The organism is Alkalihalophilus sp. As8PL (assembly GCF_040939795.1).
Lineage (GTDB): Bacteria > Bacillota > Bacilli > Bacillales > Bacillaceae_D > Alkalihalophilus > Alkalihalophilus lindianensis.
Genome location: NZ_CP162551.1, coordinates 2,432,778 through 2,449,652 on the forward strand (window position 1 = coordinate 2,432,778; position 16,875 = coordinate 2,449,652).

A 16,875-nucleotide genomic window follows, 5' to 3' on the forward strand; every position below is an offset into this window, starting at 1 on the left:
GCCTGTGTATACCGCTCCTTAAATATACTTCGCTTTCCGTGGGGAGCTAGTGAGCTTCCTCGTGCTATCGCACTCCGGGATCTCACTCCTGCTCTATTCCCCACAGGAGTCTACGTATATTTCATCCGCTAAATTAACGCTTTGATCGTATCATAAGTCAAACACACTAACTATGTCCCAGCCTCTACTTTTATAACTAGGAACGTGATAAAACCCGCTCTCCCAACTATAACTGGGGAACGGGCTTTATGTAGTGGTTTACGGTTTACAGAACCTTTCTTCGTAGAGGTTCTTCTTCAACATCGGTATTTGTAACGTCAACTTCAGTAACTTTCAGCTCATCTGATGACATATAGTATTCTTCACTAAAGGAGTTTTTAGGTTCTTCTAAAGTGAAGTAACAAATCACAAAGCTTATAAGCGCTCCTGTAGCAAGAATGAAGAAGAATTGCTGTGGTGTTACGAATGTATAAAGCGTCAAGTAAATCGTCGCACCGACATTTCCGTATGCGCCAGCCATTCCGGCAATTTGTCCTGTGACTCTTTTTTTGATCATTGGTATAACGGCAAATGTAGCACCTTCTGCCCCTTGGATAAACATCGACGTTAATACAGTGATCGCAACGGCGAGTAGTAATGGCCAGTTAGAATCGACAAAGCCCATTCCAAAAAGGCCAAGTGTGATACCAAACATATAGATAAGCATCACCTTACGCCTGCTACCCATACGATCTGAAAGTACTCCTCCTAATGGTCTCGCTAATAGATTTACAAATGCGAACGAAGCGGCTATTAGCCCTGCTTGGGAGGCAGAAAGTGAGAATGTTAATTGAAAAAACATAGGGAGCATAGAGACAATCGCAAGCTCAGCCCCAAAGTTAGCAAAATAGGTGCTGTTTAGCGCGCCAACATTTTTAAACTTATATCGGTCATCCTCAGGCACCCCTTTTTTCAAAATAGGGATATTCACTTTTAAAATCATATAGATCTGATACACAAGGGTGAGGCCAATAACAGCATACACAAGATAAAGGGCAGTAGAAGTGATAAAGCCTAAGCCGGCTAATCTCCATGCACTAAGAGCTAAGGCGCCGCCTAGGGGAATCGTCCAAAAGATCAATTGTGCTAAGTCTCCCCAGCTACTTACTTCTAGTGCTCCGGTACGTTTAGGTCTAATAAATTCTTTTCCTTCTGGTGTGTCTTTGACATTAAAGTAATAAATAATCCCATAAACAAAACAACTAACCCCTGTAAACGCTAAAGCATATCTCCACCCATTATCTCCACCTAATAAGGTTAAGGCGAACCAAGGGAGGAGCATAGCGGCAACAGCAGAGCCGAAATTACCCCACCCACCATAAATTCCTTCGGCAAAACCAATGCTTTTTGGTGGGAACCACTCTGCTACCATTCGAATCCCGATCACGAAACTAGCCCCGATGCTTCCTAGCACTAAACGTGCGATCATTAATTGTACCCAACTATCTCCAAAGGCAAAAACAATTGCCGGGAAAGACATCGTGATGAGTAGCGCAGAATAAACCTTTCTTGGTCCGTATTTATCTAATAAGGTTCCTATGATCACTCGAGCGGGAATGGTTAAAGCGACATTACAAATCCCTAGAGCAGCAATATGTTGAGGAGTTAACCAATCCATTGTTTCAAGCATGGTAGTCGCGAGTGGGGCCATATTATACCAGGTAAAAAAAGAAATAAAGAATGCGAACCAAGTAAAATGTAACACTTTAATTCGCTCACTCTTAAATTTGAAGATTTCAGTTACAGTCATTTAACATGTCCTCCTATAGATCGGAATTTAAGGTACAGTTTTTTTATACACTATTAATTCTTAATTGTCTGAAAAATAGAGAGGTAATGTTACATGGTTTTTGACTACCCCAATGTGTAACCTAGCTTACAGACCTCTTTCAATATGTTCCATATAATTTGGAAAGGGGGGATCAGTATGGCGATACTATATACAATAAGTGGATGCATTCGCTGTGAACAAGCGAAGAATACCTTAACTAGTCAGGGGGTTTCATACGAGGAAGTGAATATACTTGAACATCCAGCGAGACAAACTGAAATAAGATTGATTCATCATGAAGTTATAACCCCGATTTTCTTTTCTAAGGGTAGAAAATGGTTGTTCGAAGATATGCTCTTTTTGGAAATGAGAAATGGATATGAGGTAAGCTAGCTTACATTTTTAATAGAGAGACTCTGTTATCGTTTAAGTATGAAACAAAGGAGGTCTTTAAAGATGTCTAAATCAACAATGAAATTTGCAATTACAGGTGAAACAAACGGTATGCAAACCATGATAAAAGCAGGAGAACATCAATTAACAATTGATGAACCGAAAAATATGGGTGGCACTGATACAGGGGCAGATCCTCTATCTTCATTACTTGGAACATTAGCAGGTTGTGAAAATGTGATAGCTCACTTTGTAGCAAAAGAAATGGAGTTTGACTTAGGTGCAATCTCATTTGATATTAAGGAGAGCTTGACTCTAGAGGGTTAATGGGTGATCAAGAGGTAAGACCTTATTTTGAAAAGGTACAAATTGAAGCACGTGTCCAAACAAGTGAAAGTGACGAACGGATTAAAGAACTTCAAGATAAAACAGACCAACGTTGCCCTATTTATACGATGATGAAAGTCGCTGGAGTTGAGGTACGAGCATGACAGCTTGGAAAGCAAGTGAACATTCACTTGCTTTCTCCTTTTTCCTTATTTCGTTGGTAATAGAAGGGTTTCGACAAAAAAACTAGAAGTTCTTTTATAGTTCACTTTTTAGGAGGAAGAGAAATGAGTTACATTGAAATGGTAGATGAAAAAGAGGCTGAAGGACTATTGGAGGAGATCTATCATAAGCTAGGTGGAAGAGTGGCAAACATCTTAAAAGCATCTAGTTTATTTCCTGAATCCTTAGATGCTCACTTACAGTTGTATAAGACACTAATGTTTAAGAAATCTCCATTAAGTAGGGCCGAGCGCGAAATGATTGCGACGACGGTTTCATCTGTAAATGAATGCCATTACTGAATGGAACATCATGGGGCGGCGCTCCATTTATTGACGAAAGATCATATATTAGTAGAACAGTTGAAAGAAGATTATACGAAGGCGGATGTAACACCAAAGATGTTGGCAATGTTACAGTATGCAGAGCAGTTAACCAAGCACCCTGCTAGTGTAGACAAAGAGAATGTGGAAGTGTTAAAACGCTTGGGGTGCACAGATCGAGAAGTACTTGATCTTTGTCAGATTACGGCCTACTTTAATTTTGTCAATCGGCTTGCAGAAGGTCTTGGGATTGAGTTAGAAAAAACGAATTAAAGCAGAGAATAGGTTGAGTATCTTATAACGAAAAAATGAGGACTGATTTTGATAAAGTCCTCATTTTTGTTCGTTCACTTTTTGATTAACTTTCTCGATATGAATAGCATAGGAGAGTAAGCCTTTCAACTATCACGCCTATGAAGTAAAAACGAATGATGTTGATCGGTTTGTTGCTGAAAGACATCTTGATGGATACATAAAAGTGATAACGCAGAACGAACCTCAAAGAAAATCGAAACGATTGTTAAAGAAGCTAGTGTCAGGCTGATTGAGAATACGCATCTTACGGAGCTTAACGAAGAAAGACTTTATACAGATGGCGCCATAACGATTGAGTATGATGAGGTGCTTTGGCTAACAGGTCCAAAAGCTTTCGATCTCTTTAAAAAAGCACTCGTTCCTACAGATGACAAAGGTTTTATGCTTGTAAATGATTTTTTACAGTCACCTTCGTTTCCTTCAGTATTCGGTGCAGGTGATTGCGTGACAATTTCCTCTCAGCCTACACTACCGAAAAATGGTGTGTATGCCATTAGACAAGCACCCGTTTTATACAAAAACCTCGTGAGTTTCCTAAGGGAGGAAGAAGGGACTCTTTTTACACCACAAAAGCGTTACTTATCTATTTTATCAATTGGAAATAAAAAGGGCTTCCTATTGTATGGCGGCCAATATATAACAGGAAAGTGGACACGGTCTCTCAAACATTTCATTGACTCAAAGTATATAAAGAGTTTTCAGTAGGCCCCTTTCGATTTAAGTATCGTTTAATGCAACTTCCATTTTGACAATCTTTCATAGTCTAGGAGCCATCGTCTTTTGACTTACGAAACATCCTTGTTTAAAATGGAAGTAATAGATTCGTGCGACATATTACGTACAAGCTAAGCATAAGATGGGTGTAGATGAGGGCATTGCACATGCGCGTGTAATGCCCTTTGTTGCACTTATCAACCATACAATTTTAAAAAGTTTAGCTTGATAACAACGATACAATGAATCGGCCCTTGAGGCTTGAAATCGAGTGGGAGTGGTGAGGATGAATAGCAAGAAATTGCTTCTCATACTAGTCGCTGTAGTGGCGATCGGAATAGGAAGTGTGTTTTTATTTACAGGTTCATTTGCATTAAATGGCAATGAGCAGGCTTCAACCTCAGAACCGGGAAATCAACCTAATCAAGAAGAGGTTGTAACAGACGTTGAGTCTCTTGAGAAAATTGCCAAAACACTGGCGATTATTCAAGAGCAATATGTGGAGGAAGTAGATGAAGAAACGCTCATCCAAGGGGCGATTGAAGGAATGCTTGATACGCTTGATGATCCCTATTCTGTTTACATGGATCAAGAAACAGCTAATCAATTCGTCGAATCACTTGGATCAAGCTTTGAAGGAATTGGTGCTGAAGTGAGTATGACGGATGGTACGGTAACAATTGTCGCTCCTTTCCGTGAGTCACCAGCTGAGAATGCTGGTCTTCAACCAAACGATAAAATTATTGAAATTGATGGAGAATCGACTGACGGATTATCTCTTTATGAAGCAGTATTGAAAATCCGTGGCGAAAAAGGGACGACGGTAACTTTAACAGTCGAACGTGCTGGTGCCAATGAACTTTTAACGATTCCAGTTATTCGTGATGATATTCCGATTGAGACGGTTCGTGTCAGTACGATCGAACGAGATGGCCAAACGATTGGATTGCTCGATATCACTTCTTTCTCTTCAGACACGGCAGACCGTTTTGAGGAGGGGCTTGAAGAATTAGAGGCCCAAGGAATTGATGGCTTATTAATCGATGTTCGTGGTAATCCTGGTGGCTACTTAGATAGTGTAGAGAAAATCGGGAAATTAATTATTCCTGGTGGAGAGCCGATTGTCCAAATCCAAGATCGCACTGGTGAGAGAGTTCGCTATGTGTCCTCACTTGATGAGAGAAAGCCTTATCCGATTGTAGGCCTTACGGATCGTTCAAGTGCTTCGGCATCGGAAATCTTGTCTGCGGCATTAATTGAAGCAGGAGATTATGATGTGGTTGGTGAGACGACATTTGGTAAAGGGACGGTTCAACAAACGATTCAACTTGGTGATGGAAGTGAGTTAAAGCTTTCATTATTCAGATGGCTAACATCAGCTGGAAATGATATTAACGGTGAAGGCGTAGAGCCAACGGTAGAAGTGATGCAGCCGGACTACTTCTACTCTGCACCATTAACAGGAAATGAAACATTAACGCTTGATATGATGAATGAGCAAACAAGAAGTGCCCAAACCATGCTTAAAGGACTTGGGTATGAGACTGGACGTACAGATGGCTATTTCGATGAACAAACGGAGGAAGCTGTTCGTGCCTTCCAGCAAGCTGAAGGATTAAATGTAACAGGTGAAATTGACGAGGAAACAGCTAGTAGCCTGCAACAAATCATTGTCGATGAAGTTCGCGAAGAATCAAATGACAAGCAGCTTCAAACAGCGATTGAGTTAATCATCAAACAAGCACAACAATAAGAAGGTAGGGAGATGCAAGCAGTAAAATGCTCTTGCGTCTCTCTTTTTTTTGATGGCGATCACTTAAAATCTAACAAACTATCAAAAATCATAATTTCTCACAGATCTGTTATCTCTTTTTCCTGTATATAAGGTAGAATAGAGAGAAAGAGTTCTGGAGGCGTTAGATGTATGATAATAGACATTCTGAAAAGCTTGGGACTTACTATTGGTAGCTTTTTTGCCAATCCCATTTTGTACATAGGTTTATTCGTTATTTTTTTAATAGCTCATCGCCGCGTTCAAAAAGAACGAGTGGCTTTTCATACACGAGTAACGGATCGAATCGCTGATTTCGTTATTCCGTTTTGGTCAGCAGTTGTAGTCGGGTTATTGATTTCAGTCGCCACATTAGGTGCTGGTATTGTGATTACGATTCCTTTACTATTCTTGATGATCGGTGTCACCATTCTGATGGCGCTGACCACGTATGTAAGGTGGATGTCCCCAGCTTATGTGATGGGACTTGCCCTGTTAGCGATTGCATTTGCTCCTTTTGTTGGTGACATTCCTTATCTAGCAGAAGGTGTGGCAGCTGTTGGTGAATTTCCTCTCTATCAATTCGCCCTTATTTTAGCGTTACTCGTTATTGGAGAAGGAATTCTCATTTATCGCAATGGCGATGTGTATACATCACCAGGTGTTGAACGTAGTAAACGAGGAAAATGGGTTGGGTTCCAAGAGGCGAAGCGGATGTGGATTGTGCCTGTTTTCTTCCTTGTACCGGAAGGCATTATTCCAAGCTTTGAATTTTGGCCTGTATTCACCTTAGGAGAAACAAGCTTTCAACCGATTTTATTTCCGGTATTAATCGGCTTTCAGCAACGAGTACGCTCGAGTCTACCTAGCGCACCGATCAAGATGATGGGAATGCGTGTTGTCGGAGTTGGGTTGCTTTTAGCGGCGCTCGCTGTTGTGAGCTATTGGTATCCATTTGTAGCTGTACTTATGGCGTCGATTGCGATTATCTCACGTGAATTATTATGGATGGTCGCTAAATCACAAGATGAATCTCAGCCAGCCTTTTATAATTCAAAGCAAAAAGGGTGCGTCATTTTGGGAATTATCCCAGGAAGTCCTGCTACTAAGATGAAGCTTGAAGTCGGAGAGACGATTGTCAAAGTAAACGGGCAAACGGTTCATGATGAAAAAAGCTTCTATGAAGCACTCCAACTTAATGGAGCTGCTTTTTGTAAATTAGATGTGCTTGATCATGCAGGGGAAGTTCGATTTGCACAAGGAGCCCTCTATGATGGGCAACATCATCAACTCGGTGTATTATTAGTTAAACATGATTATCAATTACAAGATTCAGTTATATAGGTTTTAGTCCGAGTAAAGGAGACTTACTAAGAGCATGTCAGAGATTTTATTAGCGTTGATCACTCCATTTTTACTAATCGTTATCACAACAAGAGTAACCTTTAGTTTAATTGGAGCAAGTGTAGTGACGTGGATGGTCATCCTCTCCGTTATGAGTGTGTATGACAAGCCATGGTGGTTGCTGCTGATGGCGATTCCTTCTTTTCTAGTTGGGGTATGGGTAGCAAAAAAAGTACTTATCAAACGTCCGGGAATGTAGAGAAAGAGTCGATGCGATCGACTCTTTTTTGTTTTGAGAGGGATGTGTGGTGGGGTGGTAGCAGCACTGGTGCTGAAGACAGCAGTGGCGGCAAGCGGGGTGGCCGTTCGCACATATAAGAGGATCGGTGGTGGCGTTGGTGCCCCCGATGATGGCGTTCGCACATATAAGGGCCTCAATGGCTGCGTTCGCACATAAAAACAAAATAGCGCACATAAATAGGCGCATTTCGCACATATCAGCCGAAAAGCGCTCATATCCAGAATATAGCGCACATAAGCACCCCATTTGCGCACATACGAGCTCTTCCGCACATAAGGACAGCCCTTCCCCATACGCCGTCATCCCGCACATATATGGGCCTCAATGGCTGAGTTCGCACATAAAAACAAAATAGCGCACATAAATAGGCGCATTTCGCACATATCAGCCGAAAAGCGCTCATATCCAGAATATAGCGCACATAAGCACCCCATTTGCGCACATACCACCTCTCCGCACATAAGCACAGCATCGCCCCCCCTCCTACCCCGCAACAAACTAACAAAAATGGGGACGTACGTTCTTATTATTTGCTTTTAGCCTGGCGCATTGTGATATACTAGAAGCAAAGAGATCATAGGTTCGTTAGGAGGTTTTTTGGTGGATCAGACGTTTGAACTTAACTCGCCTTATAAGCCAGATGGCGATCAACCCGCTGCTATCAAAGAGATTGTAGCAGGGATAAAAGAAGGTAAGAAACATCAGACATTGCTTGGCGCTACCGGTACAGGTAAGACGTTTACCATGTCGAATGTCATACAAGAAGTAAACAAACCCACACTCATTATTGCCCATAATAAAACTCTTGCAGGTCAGCTCTATAGTGAGTTTAAAGAGTTCTTCCCAAATAATGCTGTTGAGTATTTTGTCAGCTACTATGATTATTACCAACCAGAAGCCTACGTCCCTAGTTCCGATACGTATATTGAAAAAGATGCAAGTATAAATGAAGAAATAGATAAACTTAGACACTCGGCTACTAGTTCTCTATTTGAGAGAAGTGACGTCATTATTATTGCCAGTGTCTCTTGTATTTACGGCTTAGGTTCGCCTGAGGAATACCGTGACTTAGTAGTCTCCCTTCGTACGGGTATGGAATTGGACCGCAACGGTCTTCTTCGTAATCTCGTCGATATTCAGTATGATCGAAATGATGTCAACTTTACACGTGGTACATTCCGAGTGCGTGGAGATGTTGTTGAGATTTTTCCTGCATCTCGTGACGAGCAGTGTATTCGTGTCGAGTTTTTTGGTGACGAAATTGACCGTATTACAGAAGTAGATGCGCTAACAGGTGAGATCAAAGGTGAACGCAATCATGTCGCCATTTTCCCGGCATCCCACTTCGTTACCCGTGAAGCAAAATTGAAAAAAGCAATTGCTAATATTGAGATAGAGCTTGAAGAACAGCTGAAACACATGCATGAAGAAGGAAAGCTTTTAGAAGCACAACGTCTAGAGCAGCGCACACGATATGACTTAGAGATGATGGCTGAAATGGGTTTTTGCTCAGGAATTGAGAACTACTCCCGCCATCTTACATTACGTGGAGCCGGTGCAACCCCGTACACGCTGATTGATTTCTTCCCGGAGGACTTTTTATTAATTGTCGATGAGTCTCATGTTACACTTCCGCAAGTTCGGGGAATGTATAACGGTGACAGGGCTAGAAAAGAAGTTCTGGTTAATCACGGCTTTCGTTTGCCATCAGCACTCGATAACCGTCCTCTGAAATTTGAGGAGTTTGAAGAGAAAATTGGTCAAAGGGTGTACGTTTCAGCAACGCCTGGTCCGTATGAGCTTGAACATACGCCGGAAATGGTGGAACAAATCATCCGTCCAACAGGTTTACTTGACCCAACGATTGATGTTCGTCCGATTGAAGGACAAATTGACGATTTAATTGGCGAGATCAATGATCGAGTTGAGAAAAATGAACGGGTATTAGTGACGACGTTAACGAAGAAAATGTCAGAGGATTTAACGGATTATTTAAAAGAGCTTGGCATCAAGGTTCGTTACTTGCATTCAGAAGTGAAAACACTCGAACGGATTGAAATTATTCGTCAATTGAGGATGGGAACGTTCGATGTACTTATTGGAATTAACTTATTACGAGAAGGTCTCGATATTCCTGAAGTGTCACTCGTAACGATTTTAGATGCCGATAAAGAAGGCTTCTTGCGCTCAGAGAGATCGCTTATTCAAACAATGGGACGTGCTGCTCGTAATTCAAATGGGCATGTCATTATGTATGCCGATAAGGTGACGAAATCCATGCAAGTTGCGATTGATGAAACGACAAGACGTCGCAGCATTCAAGAGGAATACAATAAAAAGCATGGCATTACACCTAAGACGATTCAAAAGAAAATCCCAGATGTGATCCAAGCGACAGTTGTAACGGATGAAGAAGGCGAAACAACGGCTTTACCGAAAACGAAATTAAGCAAGAAAGATAAAGAAGCTATGATTGAGCGAATGGAAAAAGAAATGAAGGATGCGGCTCGCGAATTGAACTTTGAGCGTGCGGCTGAGCTTCGTGATTTATTATTAGAGCTAAAAGCGGAAGGGTGAACAGGATGGCATTAGAAGAAATCGTCGTTAAAGGAGCACGGTCACATAACTTAAAAAACATCGATGTGACCATTCCGCGCGATAAGCTCGTCGTATTAACGGGCTTATCTGGTTCAGGGAAGTCATCACTTGCCTTTGATACCATCTACGCGGAAGGGCAAAGACGTTATGTAGAATCACTTTCTGCCTACGCTCGCCAATTTTTAGGTCAAATGGATAAACCCGATGTTGATGCAATCGAGGGGCTTTCTCCCGCTATTTCAATTGATCAGAAAACAACAAGCCGTAACCCGCGTTCTACTGTGGGGACGGTAACGGAGATTCATGACTATTTACGTCTTCTTTATGCGCGTATAGGAAGACCTGTTTGTCCAAAGCATGGAATTGAAATATCCTCGCAAACGATTCAGCAAATGGTCGATCGTTTGCTTGAGTATCCAGAGCGTACAAAAATGCAGATCCTTGCTCCACTTGTATCTGGACGTAAAGGGACTCATGCGAAAGTGCTTGAAGATATTAAAAAACAAGGCTATGTACGTGTTCGTGTAAACGGAGAAATGAGAGAAGTAGCCGATGAAATTGAGCTTGAGAAAAATAAAAAGCACAGCATTGAAGTCGTGATTGACCGAATTGTGATTAAAGAGGGAATCCATTCTCGTTTAGCCGATTCGTTAGAAACAGCCCTACAGCTTGCTGATGGTCGCGCATTAGTAGATGTCATTGGCGAAGAAGAATTGTTATTTAGTCAACATCATGCGTGTCCTGAATGTGGATTCTCGATTTCTGAGCTCGAACCAAGAATGTTTTCATTTAATAGTCCATATGGTGCGTGTCCAAGCTGTGATGGTTTAGGCTCAAAGCTTGAAGTGGATCTTGATCTTGTCGTACCGGATCGAACTCGTTCATTGCGAGATCATGCAATTGCGGCTTGGGAACCTACTAGCTCACAATATTATCCGCAACTCCTTGCTTCAGTAAGTGATCATTATGGAATTGATCTTGATCAGCCAGTTGAACAAATTCCAGAAGCACTATTTGATAAAATTCTTCATGGAAGTGGACGAGAGAAGATTTACTTCCGTTATGAAAATGAATTCGGGCAAGTAAGGGAAAACGAGATTGTCTTTGAAGGCGTCGCTAAAAATATTTCGCGTCGTTACCATGAGACGAGCTCTGATTATATCCGTGAGCAAATGGAAGGGTATATGACGCATAAGCATTGCCCGAGCTGTAAGGGATATCGTTTGAAGAAAGAAGCTCTTGCGGTGAAGATCAATGATAGGCATATTGGAGAAATCTCTGTTTTATCTGTAAAAGATGCAAAGCTATTTTTTGAGGAGCTAGAGTTGACGGAAAAGGAGTACGCGATTGCGCGTCTTATTTTAAAAGAGATTAATGATCGTCTTGGCTTCTTGATGAATGTCGGCCTTGATTATTTATCATTATCTCGGGCAGCGGGTACACTTTCTGGTGGCGAAGCGCAGCGGATTCGTCTTGCTACTCAAATTGGTTCATCGTTAATGGGTGTGCTTTATATTTTAGATGAGCCTTCAATTGGTCTCCATCAACGAGATAATGATCGTCTGATTGAGACGCTTGAGCATATGCGCAATCTTGGTAACACCTTAATTGTGGTCGAGCATGATGAAGACACGATGTTGGCTGCTGATTATATTATTGATATTGGGCCAGGGGCTGGAGTCCATGGTGGTGAAATTATTGCTGAAGGAACTCCAAAAGAGATTATGGAAAACAAAGAATCTCTCACAGGACAATACCTTTCAGGGCAAAAGTTTATTCCACTCCCAGCGGAGAGAAGAGAGTCGGATGGCCGTTCCTTCACCGTGAAAAAAGCGAATGAGAATAACCTGAAAAATGTTTCAGTCACGTTCCCATTAGGATTATTTATGGCCGTAACAGGTGTATCTGGTTCAGGTAAAAGTACGCTGATTAATGAAATTGTATATAAATCTCTTGCTCAGAAGCTGCATCGTGCCAAAGACAAGCCTGGTATGCATAAAGAAATTGCTGGAATTGATGAGATTGATAAAGTGATTGATATTGATCAATCGCCAATCGGTCGTACTCCGCGCTCGAATCCAGCGACCTATACGGGAGTATTTGATGATATTCGTGATGTTTTTGCGATGACGAATGAAGCCAAGGTACGTGGCTATAAAAAAGGACGTTTCAGTTTTAATGTAAAAGGTGGACGTTGTGAGGCGTGCCGTGGTGACGGGATTATCAAGATCGAGATGCATTTCTTGCCGGATGTGTATGTTCCTTGTGAAGTGTGCGAAGGGAAACGCTATAACCGTGAAACGCTAGAGATTCAATACAAAGGGAAAACGATTTCCGATGTACTTGAGATGACGGTGGAAGAGAGTGTGGAATTCTTTGCAAACATTCCAAAGATCAAACGGAAAGTACAAACGCTTGTCGATGTCGGTCTAGGCTATATTCGACTTGGTCAGCCCGCTACTACATTATCAGGCGGAGAAGCACAGCGAGTGAAGCTTGCTTCGCAACTCCACAAGCGGGCAACGGGAAGAACGCTTTATATTCTCGATGAACCGACAACCGGTCTTCATGTTGATGATATTGATCGATTGTTAAAAGTGTTGCAGCGCCTTGTTGATAATGGTGAGACAGTACTAGTGATTGAGCATAACTTAGATGTCATTAAAACGGTCGATCATATAATTGATCTTGGTCCTGAAGGTGGCGATAAAGGTGGTCAGATTGTAGCGGAAGGAACACCTGAACAAGTTGCGGAAACAAAAGCATCCTATACAGGGCACTATTTGAAACCCATTTTAGAGCGAGATCGCAAACGAATGGAAACCCAGATTAAAGAAAAAGAATTACAAAAAAGCTAAAAAGAATGAAACATCTTTACCTTGTCATCCGTAATACAATAGAAGATCAAAACCAAAGAGGTACGTGCAAATGTGTGCGTACCTTTTCTAAAAGATAATCGGTTTACGCTTTGATACTTAAAGGAGGCTTTTAAGATGGAAGAACGTAAAATGATATTAAAAATGATTGAAGATGGCAAAATTACCGCTGAAGAAGGGATTAAACTTCTAGAGGCAATGGATACAAAAAAAGAAACAACGAGCCAACAGCAAGAGCCAAGCTCTCTTTCCACAGAAGTGAATTGGGATGAGGGAGAAGAGTACAAAAAGCGTAATCGCCCATCTGGTTCATCCGCTGAAAAGCGTTTTGCAAGCTTTATTGATACGGCTTTTCAAAAAATTAAAGACTTTGATCTAGACTTTAACTTTGGTTCATCCGTCGTGGTTGATCATATTTTTCAACATCGCGATCTTACGCCAACGAACGTCGACGTTTCACTTGAAAATGGCTCGATCACGTTTGTGCCATGGGAAGAGTCAGATATTCGGATCGAGTGTCAGGCACGTGTGTATCGCGTAAAGGATGCAGAAGAAGCTCGCCGTGTCTTCTTGCAGGAAGCAACATTCCGCGTCAATGATCAGAAGCTCCTTTTCCATACGAAAGTTAAGTCCATGAAGGTGCAAGCGACGGTCTATGTGCCAAAAACGACCTTTAATCACTTAAAGCTCTATACGTTTAATGGAACGATAAAAGGGGAACAGATTGATGTCGACACATTAGATGTGAACACATTAAACGGACCGATTTCGTTTCAATCGATTAAAGCTAAAAAGATTATGGCTGAAACCGTGAATGGAGCGATTGAATTGAAGCATCAAGAAGCAGATCTTGTTGATGTGAAAACGGTCAATGGCAGCATTACGTTATCTGGAAAAGCCCAAGATGTCGATGCCGAAACGGTGAATGGCGGCATTACGTATGAGTTAGAATCGTTAAATGAATCCGGGTATGCCGATTTAAAAGCAACGACTGGAAGCATCCATCTCCATGTCCCACAAGAGATGCGTGTAGAAGGAAAGTTGAAAACGAATGTGGGCGGATTTACCGTTGATCTAGCTAATCATGAAATTTTGGATGAGAAAAAAGAGTTCGCTCAAAAAAGCACGAGTTTTGTTGGGAATCAGCAAGCTTCACCTCGTGTGAAAGTGAATGCCATAACCTATACGGGCTCCATCTTAGTAAAAGATCGTTAAAACGACTTACTAATGAATGCAACACGAATCTACTAATTGAGGTGATCATCAATGAAGAAACTAGTTCGTACTCAACATGATCGTAAGTTAGCAGGTATTTGTGGAGGGATCGCCAAGTATTTTGGAGTGGATTCGACGATTGTACGAATAGCCACTGTGATTTTATTCTTTATCACAACAGGTTTCCCTGTCTTAATCGCATACTTCATTGCTGTCTTCCTCATTCCAAATGAAGAGGATGTGCGATAGAATGAGATGGATTGTTGGATTAGTCATAAATGCAGCCATCTTACTGTTAATAGCTTATGTATTTGACGGTTTTGAGCTATCCGGTATTGGGGCTGCTCTTATTGCCAGCTTGTTATTAACAATTGTAAACGCCATTGTGAAACCTATTTTGGTTGTGTTAACACTGCCGATTACGATTTTAACACTAGGTTTATTCTTATTTGTAGTCAGTGCCTTAACCTTATTGCTAACGGCAGCTCTTATGGGAGATGCGTTTGTGATTAATGGATTTGGAATGGCTTTACTGGCATCGATTTTAATTGCTTTGATTCAAGCGTTCGTTGTAAAGCCACTTCGTAAATAAGGATAGGTAGAGGTCTAGTCGATCGGACTAGGCCTTTTCCTTGTGTCAAATTAGATGATCCTAGCTAAAAACGCTCTTCATTTGTGAATATTCGACCCCCTTAAGCAGCAGAGTTGTTCGTCTTGCTAATCAAAACATGCTAAAATGAAAATTAGGGTTTTAAAGAAGTAGATAAATTCGTGTATTCATATAAGGTGGGAAAACAATGGCTAAAGTGACGGCAAATGATTTACTAGAGAATTTCCAGCTGGAATTACTGGCGGGTGAAGAAGGCATCTATCGTCCGATTACGACAAGTGATATTTCAAGACCAGGGATGGAGATGGCTGGTTTCTTTACCTACTATCCTGCAAAGCGTCTGCAATTGCTCGGTCGTACCGAGTTAACGTTTTTTGAGCAGTTGACTCAAGAAGTGAAAGAAGAAAGAATGCTGAAATTATGTACATATGATACTCCAGGGATTATCATTTCGCGTGATAATGAGGCACCTCCTGAGCTATTAGCTGCGGCTGAGAAAAATGGTGTCCCTCTCATGCGCTCGAAACAGACGACCACTCGTTTAAGTAGTAAACTGACGAACTATTTAGAGAGCGAAATGTCTCCTATGACGGCTGTCCATGGAGTACTTGTCGATATTTACGGGATTGGTGTATTAATCACTGGAAACAGTGGCGTCGGGAAAAGTGAAACGGCGCTCGATTTAGTGCGTCGTGGTCACCGCTTGGTGGCAGATGATTCAGTTGAGATTCGTCAAGAAAATGAAAATACATTAGTCGGACGTTCACCAGAGTTAATTCAACATTTATTAGAGATCCGTGGACTGGGGATTATCAATGTAATGACACTATTTGGTGCAGGCGCTGTTCGTCCATTTAAACGTATTGCGTTATGTATTCATTTAGAGCTATGGGATCAAAAGAAAGCATACGATCGCCTTGGCTTAGAAGAGGAAACGATGAAGATTATTGACTCTGAGATTCAAAAACTTACAGTGCCAGTCCGTCCTGGTCGAAACTTAGCCGTAATTATTGAAGTGGCAGCGATGAATTTCCGACTAAAGCGTTTAGGGTATAACGCTGCTGAGGAATTTTCTGAGCGTTTAACAGATGTAATTGAAGAAGGAGATCGTGACGAATTTCATTAAATGTTAGTTATAGAGATAGAGAGGAAGTGTAGAAGTTGGAAGAGACCATTGAACCGCTTAGTCGTGTCTTATTAGATATAGGACCTTTTACAATTTATTGGTACGGTGCCATTATTGGAATCGGGGTATTACTCGGTTACATGCTTGCATCTCGTGAGTCTGTACGCTTAGGGATGCCGAAAGAAACGTTCGCAGACTTGTTGTTATACGCCATTCCGATCTCCATTATTTCAGCACGTATTTACTATGTCACCTTTAGGTGGGATCAGTTTGCTGATGATCCTATTCGTGTCTTCTATATTTGGGAAGGTGGGATTGCCATCCATGGGGCACTCATTGGGGGTGTCTTGACTGCTTATGTGTATACGAGAAGGCATAATCTCTCGTTCTGGCAGCTAGTTGATGTTGCCGCACCAAGTATTTTGCTTGGGCAAGCCATTGGTCGCTGGGGCAATTTTATGAATCAAGAAGTATATGGTGGCCCTGTTACACGTGAGTTCTTAGAAAATATGATGCTACCTGATTTTATTATTAATCAAATGTTTATTAACGGTACGTATTACCATCCGACGTTCTTATATGAATCGATTTGGAATTTAATCGGTGTTGCTTTATTGCTTTATTTACGTAAGTTGAACTTAAAGCAAGGGGAAATTTTCTTTACGTATGTGATCTGGTATTCAGTCGGACGTTTCTTTATTGAAGCGATTCGTCTCGATTACTTGTTGATCTTTGGAGTGTTAAAAACGGCTCAAGTGATTTCGATTGTATTAGTCATTGGCGCGGTTATTCTTTGGATTTACCGTCGTAAGCAACCTGATACAAAGAGATACTTAGACCCAGCATTACCACCAACTAAAACAAAGACAAATCCTAAAAAAACGACCAAGAAAAAGAAAAAGTAAGTCGTAAGTGGGGGAGAGGCGCATC

The 16,875-nt window shown here is 41.5% G+C and carries 14 protein-coding genes and 1 pseudogene; 14 read left to right on the plus strand and 1 reads right to left on the minus strand.

Features of this window, described 5'->3' with window-relative positions; genetic code table 11:
- Positions 1 to 265 precede the first annotated feature (265 nt).
- On the minus strand, positions 266 to 1,789 hold the full coding sequence (locus AB3N04_RS13730) for an MFS transporter (protein WP_368503302.1): 1,524 nt from the start codon (positions 1,787 to 1,789) through the stop codon (positions 266 to 268).
- 177 nt (positions 1,790 to 1,966) lie between these two features.
- On the opposite strand from AB3N04_RS13730, the gene AB3N04_RS13735 reads away from it, so the two are divergent.
- From AB3N04_RS13735 to lgt, 14 genes and pseudogenes are all read left to right on the plus strand, one after another.
- The gene (locus AB3N04_RS13735) at positions 1,967 to 2,203 is read left to right on the plus strand and encodes a glutaredoxin family protein (protein WP_368503303.1); all 237 of its coding nucleotides are present in this window, start codon (positions 1,967 to 1,969) and stop codon (positions 2,201 to 2,203) included.
- A 63-nt stretch (positions 2,204 to 2,266) separates the two neighbouring features.
- A pseudogene (locus AB3N04_RS13740) lies at positions 2,267 to 2,694 on the plus strand (OsmC family protein).
- A 123-nt stretch (positions 2,695 to 2,817) separates the two neighbouring features.
- Positions 2,818 to 3,348: a peroxidase-related enzyme gene (locus AB3N04_RS13745; protein WP_368503304.1), complete on the plus strand. Its 531-nt coding sequence runs from the start codon at positions 2,818 to 2,820 to the stop codon at positions 3,346 to 3,348.
- Between the two features lie 270 nt (positions 3,349 to 3,618).
- The gene (locus tag AB3N04_RS13750) at positions 3,619 to 4,095 is read left to right on the plus strand and encodes an FAD-dependent oxidoreductase (protein WP_368506056.1); all 477 of its coding nucleotides are present in this window, start codon (positions 3,619 to 3,621) and stop codon (positions 4,093 to 4,095) included.
- Positions 4,096 to 4,390: 295 nt separating this feature from the next.
- A complete protein-coding gene (locus AB3N04_RS13755; RefSeq protein ID WP_368503305.1) occupies positions 4,391 to 5,857 on the plus strand; it encodes a S41 family peptidase in 1,467 nt (488 codons plus the stop codon).
- A gap of 171 nt (positions 5,858 to 6,028) precedes the next feature.
- Positions 6,029 to 7,219, plus strand: coding sequence for a PDZ domain-containing protein (locus AB3N04_RS13760; protein WP_368503306.1), 1,191 nt, complete (start codon positions 6,029 to 6,031; stop codon positions 7,217 to 7,219).
- 34 nt (positions 7,220 to 7,253) lie between these two features.
- A complete protein-coding gene (locus tag AB3N04_RS13765) occupies positions 7,254 to 7,478 on the plus strand; it encodes a DUF2198 family protein (RefSeq protein ID WP_368503307.1) in 225 nt (74 codons plus the stop codon).
- Between the two features lie 642 nt (positions 7,479 to 8,120).
- The gene (gene uvrB / locus AB3N04_RS13770) at positions 8,121 to 10,097 is read left to right on the plus strand and encodes an excinuclease ABC subunit UvrB (protein ID WP_368503308.1); all 1,977 of its coding nucleotides are present in this window, start codon (positions 8,121 to 8,123) and stop codon (positions 10,095 to 10,097) included.
- 5 nt (positions 10,098 to 10,102) lie between these two features.
- Complete coding sequence (gene uvrA / locus AB3N04_RS13775) at positions 10,103 to 12,976, plus strand: excinuclease ABC subunit UvrA (RefSeq protein ID WP_368503309.1); 2,874 nt, start codon at positions 10,103 to 10,105, stop codon at positions 12,974 to 12,976.
- A gap of 135 nt (positions 12,977 to 13,111) precedes the next feature.
- A complete protein-coding gene (locus AB3N04_RS13780; protein WP_368503310.1) occupies positions 13,112 to 14,209 on the plus strand; it encodes a DUF4097 family beta strand repeat-containing protein in 1,098 nt (365 codons plus the stop codon).
- Positions 14,210 to 14,260: 51 nt separating this feature from the next.
- Positions 14,261 to 14,458, plus strand: a complete 198-nt coding sequence (locus AB3N04_RS13785) for a PspC domain-containing protein (RefSeq protein WP_368503311.1) — start codon at positions 14,261 to 14,263, stop codon at positions 14,456 to 14,458.
- Position 14,459: 1 nt separating this feature from the next.
- On the plus strand, positions 14,460 to 14,801 hold the full coding sequence (locus AB3N04_RS13790) for a phage holin family protein (protein WP_368503312.1): 342 nt from the start codon (positions 14,460 to 14,462) through the stop codon (positions 14,799 to 14,801).
- A 205-nt stretch (positions 14,802 to 15,006) separates the two neighbouring features.
- Entirely contained in the window at positions 15,007 to 15,945 is a 939-nt protein-coding gene (gene hprK / locus AB3N04_RS13795) for an HPr(Ser) kinase/phosphatase (protein ID WP_317121478.1), read from the plus strand.
- A gap of 35 nt (positions 15,946 to 15,980) precedes the next feature.
- Positions 15,981 to 16,850, plus strand: a complete 870-nt coding sequence (lgt, locus tag AB3N04_RS13800; RefSeq protein WP_368503313.1) for a prolipoprotein diacylglyceryl transferase — start codon at positions 15,981 to 15,983, stop codon at positions 16,848 to 16,850.
- Positions 16,851 to 16,875: the final 25 nt, after the last annotated feature.

Excerpts from the sequence above, each read along its gene's own strand:
- AB3N04_RS13785 (WP_368503311.1), top strand. The coding sequence starts at position 14,261 with ATGAAGAAACTAGTTCGTACTCAACATGATCGTAAGTTAGCAGGTATT.
- AB3N04_RS13730 (WP_368503302.1), bottom strand. The coding sequence starts at position 1,789 with ATGACTGTAACTGAAATCTTCAAATTTAAGAGTGAGCGAATTAAAGTG.
- AB3N04_RS13765 (WP_368503307.1), top strand. The coding sequence starts at position 7,254 with ATGTCAGAGATTTTATTAGCGTTGATCACTCCATTTTTACTAATCGTT.
- AB3N04_RS13755 (WP_368503305.1), top strand. The coding sequence starts at position 4,391 with ATGAATAGCAAGAAATTGCTTCTCATACTAGTCGCTGTAGTGGCGATC.
- AB3N04_RS13760 (WP_368503306.1), top strand. The coding sequence starts at position 6,029 with ATGATAATAGACATTCTGAAAAGCTTGGGACTTACTATTGGTAGCTTT.
- AB3N04_RS13780 (WP_368503310.1), top strand. The coding sequence starts at position 13,112 with ATGGAAGAACGTAAAATGATATTAAAAATGATTGAAGATGGCAAAATT.
- hprK (WP_317121478.1), top strand. The coding sequence starts at position 15,007 with ATGGCTAAAGTGACGGCAAATGATTTACTAGAGAATTTCCAGCTGGAA.
- uvrA (WP_368503309.1), top strand. The coding sequence starts at position 10,103 with ATGGCATTAGAAGAAATCGTCGTTAAAGGAGCACGGTCACATAACTTA.
- AB3N04_RS13735 (WP_368503303.1), top strand. The coding sequence starts at position 1,967 with ATGGCGATACTATATACAATAAGTGGATGCATTCGCTGTGAACAAGCG.
- AB3N04_RS13790 (WP_368503312.1), top strand. The coding sequence starts at position 14,460 with ATGAGATGGATTGTTGGATTAGTCATAAATGCAGCCATCTTACTGTTA.